Here is a 5636-nt window from a genome sequence, read left to right on the forward strand (position 1 = left end):
TTTAGATATCAGAAATGATGAGCTTCAATATATAAATAACTATATTAATGATCTTAACGCTTTAAATAAAACAAATGTATCTAACATAACTTCTGCTGGTACTCAGCATGTTAATGGAACTCAAGCCCTAGCTTATTGTAGAATAAGATATACTACTGGTGGAGATGGTGAAAGAACTGAAAGACAAAGAATAGTTTTAAGTAAATTATTTGAGAAATTTACCCAAGTTTCTCCAACTAAATACCCAACAATCTTAAATGAACTTATGCCTATGGTAACTACTAGTTTATCTTCTAGCGATATTTTAGGACTTGCAAAAACAGTTGCTTCTATGGGTGGTTCTGGATTAGAGCAAGAAAGATTCCCTAAAGACAACTATTCTAAAGGTGAAATGATAAAAGGTGTGTATTTTTTAACATTTGATAAAGATGCTACAGTCAAACAAATTCATGATTATATATTTGAGGATATCAAAAGTTAATATATTAATTTAGAAAAACTCTATATAATAAAAGGATGTTAATTATGCTAACATCCTTTTATAGTTAATCTTATTAATTTTTTAATTAATTCTAATTTCAATAGCTTCTATTCTCCTTGATTGGCCTGTTGTTCCAGCAACTTCTCCATTTTTCTTCCATGGCATCCAACCAATACCTTTAACATGAACTCTATATTCTATATTATGTTTTGAAGAATCTTTTCCTTGTAACTCTATTTGTATCGCTTCCATTTGTTTACATTTACCAGTAGTTCCTGATAATGTTCCTTCAGAAACCCAATCTTGCCATCCAATATCTTGTACATGAGCTTTATATCTAATACCTAAATCAGAATTCCCTTTATTCATTAATGAAATTTTTATACCTTCAACTCTTCTAGATTGGCCTGTTGTTCCACCTAATTGACCGTTATATTTTGTACTTTGCCATCCATAATCTTCTCCATGAACATCATATTTGATACCTAACTTATTGCTTGGAATCACTTTAATTTCAATAGCTTCTATTCTCTTTGATTGGCCTGTTGTTCCTGCAACCTCTCCATTTCTTTGCCAATTCATCCAACCAATATCTTGTACATGTACTCTATATTGAACTTCATAATCCTCACTATGATCACCTGTTAATTTTATTTGTATAGCCTCTATTCTCTTATTTAAATCACTTGCTCCAGCAATATTTCCTTCAGAAGTCCAATTCTTCCATCCTTCATCAGCTACATGAACTTTATAATTTAATGCAACTCCTTCTGGAGCATTATTTAAATTAATTTTAATTCCTTCTACCCTTTTCGCTTGACCTGTTGTTCCTGAAACTTCCCCATTTTTCTTATAGCCTTGCCATCCATTTTCTTCTACTTTACTTTGATATTCTACAGCAAAATCTTGATTTTTAAGTGGAGGTTTTACTTCTGGTTTTACAGGTTCAGTAATCGGATATGATAAAATATTATTTTTAACTTCAGTAAACGGATAATTTTTCCCTGGACAATCTGTTGAATTTACATCTTTATGTCTGAGAATTGTATTTATCTTATATTTTCTTCTTAAATATTGCCCTAATTTAATTACAGATTCCTCTTGAGCTTTAGGCATCGTTTCAGTTTCATATTTTCCTTCAACAGCAATACCTAAAGTATTAACATTATGACTTTTAGCATGTGCTCCTATAGCATTTTCAGGCCTTCCCCTAAATACATCTCCATTTTTTGTAATATAAAAATGATATCCTATTCCTGCCCATGTATTAGCTTTATGCCATGCATCTATATCAGTAACTGGTATAGTTTGTCCAGGTCTAGAAGCTTCTATATGATGTAAGATTATAGTATTAGGTTCATTAGTTAAATTTAAGTCTCCATTCCATTGAAAATCTGTTTCATAAATTTTTAATCCATTTGGTGTTTCTGTATATTTATTAGGTATATTTTCTTTAACAAAAAATTGACTTACTTGAAATTTATCCTTTAAATCTAAATACTCATCTAAACTTATTGGTAATTCTCCATCATCTGAATCAATATTTTCTATACTTGCTTTTTCATTAAGATTAGAAATCTTTTCAATAGTATTAGAGATTTTTTCATCATCTATTAATGAATTGTTGTCTTTTTGCAACTTTATTCTTACTACTCCATTTTCATTCTTAGTATCACTCAGATCTGATGCTAAAGAAACTTGTCCTACAAATGTTGTTATAACGAGAGCGATTAATAAAATTTTAATAATTTTCTTTTTCATAAATTATATTTTCTCCCCTTTTAAGTTTAATATTATAAACAAATTCTATCTTTTACATAATACTACTTTTTCCATAATTATTCAACTTTTTTGTAATATATATATTACAAAAAAGTTGAAAGAATTACAAATTAATTTTATAATGATAATTATGTTACATATTTTTATTTCATAAACATATAGGGCGGTGAATTATTTTAATGAGTCTAAAGAAAAATATACTTAAAATTTTTTCAGTAAATATATTAAGTATGATTTCAGGAATACTAATATCATTTTTAGTACCTGCTTTATTATCAGTTACTGATTTTGCCAATTTGAAAACATTCAATTTTTATCTTTCATATACATCAATACTTAGTTTAGGATTTGTTGATGGAATGTATATAAAATATGGTGGAAAATCTATTGAATCAATAAATAAATCTGAACTAAAATGTGAAAACATAACATTCTTCTTAATTCAATTTATATTTTCAATAATTTTCTTTTTAATTGGTCTAATTTTAAAAGATGTAATTATAATATTACTATCATTTAGTATAATCCCATTTGCTATTTACGGTTTTTTTACCATGTTTTATCAATCTATTGGAGATTTTAATAAATATAGTAAAATAGTTCTTTTTTATACAATTTTCAATTTAATTTTTAACATTATTTTTACAATTTTATTTAAAAGTAGAAATTACCTAATTTATTGTTTAATTCCTACATTTGTTAATATAATTATAACCATTTATTTAGAATTAAATTTTTTAAAAAAATTTAAGAAATTTAAATTTAAATTTAAAAAAGAAATTATGAATAATATTAAAGTTGGTTTTTTTATTCTTATAGGTAATCTTTCAGTTATTCTATTTTACGGAATTGATAGATGGTTTATAAAATTCTTTTATACAAGTAATGATTTTGCTTATTATTCATTTGCAATATCAATGTTAAATCTTATAAATCTTCTAGTAAGCGCTATTTCTGTAACTTTCTACAATCATATTGCAAAAAATGAAAACAAAGAAGAATTAAAAACTTTTAAAAAGTATTTAATCATATTAGGTACTATAGCTAGTTTAAGCTATTTTGGTTTTGCTTTTGTAGTAAATATATTTTTAAAAAAATATATTTTATCTTTAAATATAATAGCAATATCATTTGCTTCATATCCTTATATGATTGTTATAAATGCTTTATTTGTAAATATTTATAAAGTAAGAAAAAATGAAAAGAAATATTTAAAAGTAGTTATATTAATGCTTATTATTTCAACTACATATAACACTATTGCAATGCTTATAAGCCATTCAACATCAAGTATAGCTCTTGCAACAACATTTTCTTTTATAACATGGTATTTTTACTCTAGTAAACACTTTTATTATTTAAAACCAGATAAAAATGAAATTTTATTTCTTTTTATAAACTTAATTTCCTTTTTATTTCTTTCTAATACCATGAATTGGTTCCTAGGTGGTATTTCTTATTTAATTATTATATTGCTAACTATATTTATATTTTTTAGAAAAGAATTAATAGAAATTAAAGTATCTATATTACTTATTATAAAAAAATTTAAAAGAAAAGAGGAATCTATAAATGAATAATATTTGCTGCATAATAGTTACATATAATATAGGTAATGAACTTTCTAAATGTTTTTATTCAATATTAAATCAGGTTGACAAAGTTATTATAGTTGATAATGGTTCAGATTTAGAAACTGTAAATTATATCAAACATTTAAAGAAAGAACATTCTAGTAAAATTGAATGTTTATTAAATGAAACCAATATGGGCATAGCATTTGCTTTAAATCGTGGAATTGAGCTTGCTCTCAAAGAAAATTTTGAATGGATACTTACTATGGATAATGATAGTGTTGCAACTGATGGTATGGTTAATGTAATGCTAAAGACTTATTCAAACTTATCACCAAATGAAAAAAAAGATGTAGTTAGTTTATTTCCAACTCACTTAGAAACTAATTTCAAAAATTATACTAATGAAAAATCTAAATTTACTACACTAAATTATAGCTATATAATTGCAGATATAACTTCTGGTAATATACTAAATAAAAAAGTCTTTAATAAAGTTGGCACCTTTACAGAAAAACTATTTATAGATTACGTTGATTTAGAATATTGTCTTAGAATTTCTAAAAAAAATTATAAACAAATAAAAGTTCACGATGCAAAATTAATACATCATCTAGGTGATAGTAAACAAATTAATATTTTTAATAAAAAGATTACTTATACTAACCATTCTTCTCTTAGAAGATACTATATAACTAGAAATCGCTTATTTGTATGGAACAATTTCAAAGATTGCAAACAATTTATATCTAATGATAAGCGTTCATTTATTAAAGAAACTATTAAAATAATCTTATTTGAAAATAATAAATACTTTAAAATTAAAATGATTTTTAAGGGGTTTAAAGATTATAGAAATAATATATTCGGTAAATTAAAATAAAATTTCTCTAAATTTCAATATCAAATTTAACTAGTCCTTAATTATGATTTAAAAATTAATTATTATAATAAATATATTTCATCTAAGTGTATTTCAAATAACTCTTCCAGAGTCTTGTAATCAATAAGCTTTCTTGGAAGAGTATTCATCCAATTTTCTATGAAAGATATGGTTTCAAGTGAGTAATCTGAAATTCGTTTTTTCTTTTGGATAAAACGTCTAATTAATCTATATTCTTCATTTGTTCCTTTTTCAAATGAAGAATATGGATTAGTGAAATACACTTTTGTTTTAGTTTCAGTTTTTTGTTAAAGTGGATTTGTGTCAATATCTTGGACACGAAAACTCGAACTTTATTTAAAGCTACACATTCAAAGCTTTAAATTCTACCTCATTAGGAGTATTGTAAGCAAGAGCTGAATGCAGTCTTTTACTATTATAAAAACCTTCTATATATTCAAAAATTGCTTTTTTAGCATCTTCATATTTTTCATAGATGTTTCTATAAATTTCTTCTTTCTTTAAAACAGCATGAAATGACTCTATACAAGCGTTGTCATAGGAACAACCCTTTTGACTAAATCATTGTATTATATTAAATTCATTGCATAGATTTTTCATATAATTACTTGTATATTGTGAGCCTAAATCACTATGAAATATTATTTTATTATTCTTGTCTATACCTTGAAGATAACAAGCATTTTTTAGTGCCGCCATAACAAGATCATTTGTCATATTTTTACCGAAAGAGTATCCCACTATTTTCTTAGAGGGTAAATCAAGTACAGAAGCTAAGTAGCACCAACCATCTTTTTGAGTTTTTATATAAGTTATATCTCCAGACCATTTCTCATTTATACTATTTGTTGTGAAATTACGTTTTAAAAAGTTTTCTAAGCCTTCTTTCGGCTTT

The 5636-nt window shown here is 25.0% G+C and carries 5 protein-coding genes and 2 pseudogenes; 3 read left to right on the forward strand and 4 right to left on the reverse strand.

The genetic code is table 11. The features are described from left to right. A partial coding sequence (locus Q1J60_RS12665; protein ID WP_300376022.1) for an LCP family protein occupies positions 1-481 on the forward strand: 481 nt, incomplete at its 5' end. Between the two features lie 81 nt (positions 482-562). On the opposite strand, the gene Q1J60_RS12670 is transcribed toward Q1J60_RS12665, so the two are convergent. After that, a complete protein-coding gene (locus Q1J60_RS12670) occupies positions 563-2242 on the reverse strand; it encodes an N-acetylmuramoyl-L-alanine amidase (RefSeq protein WP_300376025.1) in 1680 nt (559 codons plus the stop codon). Positions 2243-2442: 200 nt separating this feature from the next. Here Q1J60_RS12670 and Q1J60_RS12675 point away from each other — a divergent pair, with 200 nt between their 5' ends. Both Q1J60_RS12675 and Q1J60_RS12680 read left to right on the forward strand, forming a co-directional pair. Continuing rightward, a complete protein-coding gene (locus Q1J60_RS12675) occupies positions 2443-3843 on the forward strand; it encodes a lipopolysaccharide biosynthesis protein (RefSeq protein WP_300376028.1) in 1401 nt (466 codons plus the stop codon). Further along, the gene (locus Q1J60_RS12680) at positions 3836-4720 is read left to right on the forward strand and encodes a glycosyltransferase family 2 protein (protein WP_300376031.1); all 885 of its coding nucleotides are present in this window, start codon (positions 3836-3838) and stop codon (positions 4718-4720) included. The genes Q1J60_RS12675 and Q1J60_RS12680 overlap by 8 nt, the downstream gene beginning before the upstream one ends. A 62-nt stretch (positions 4721-4782) precedes the next feature. Here Q1J60_RS12680 and Q1J60_RS12685 read toward each other — a convergent pair. The 3 genes and pseudogenes from Q1J60_RS12685 to Q1J60_RS12690 form a co-directional block, all read right to left on the reverse strand. Beyond that, positions 4783-5007 (reverse strand): annotated as a pseudogene (locus Q1J60_RS12685) (IS30 family transposase); the annotation flags it as partial. A gap of 76 nt (positions 5008-5083) precedes the next feature. Then, a pseudogene (locus Q1J60_RS13080) lies at positions 5084-5287 on the reverse strand (IS3 family transposase); the annotation flags it as partial. Between the two features lie 15 nt (positions 5288-5302). After that, on the reverse strand, positions 5303-5636 hold a 334-nt coding region (locus Q1J60_RS12690; protein ID WP_300376034.1), incomplete at its 5' end, for a DDE-type integrase/transposase/recombinase.

Origin of the sequence: Clostridium sp. (genome assembly GCF_029258205.1) — a bacterium.
Classification (GTDB): Bacteria; Bacillota; Clostridia; order Clostridiales; family Clostridiaceae; genus Sarcina.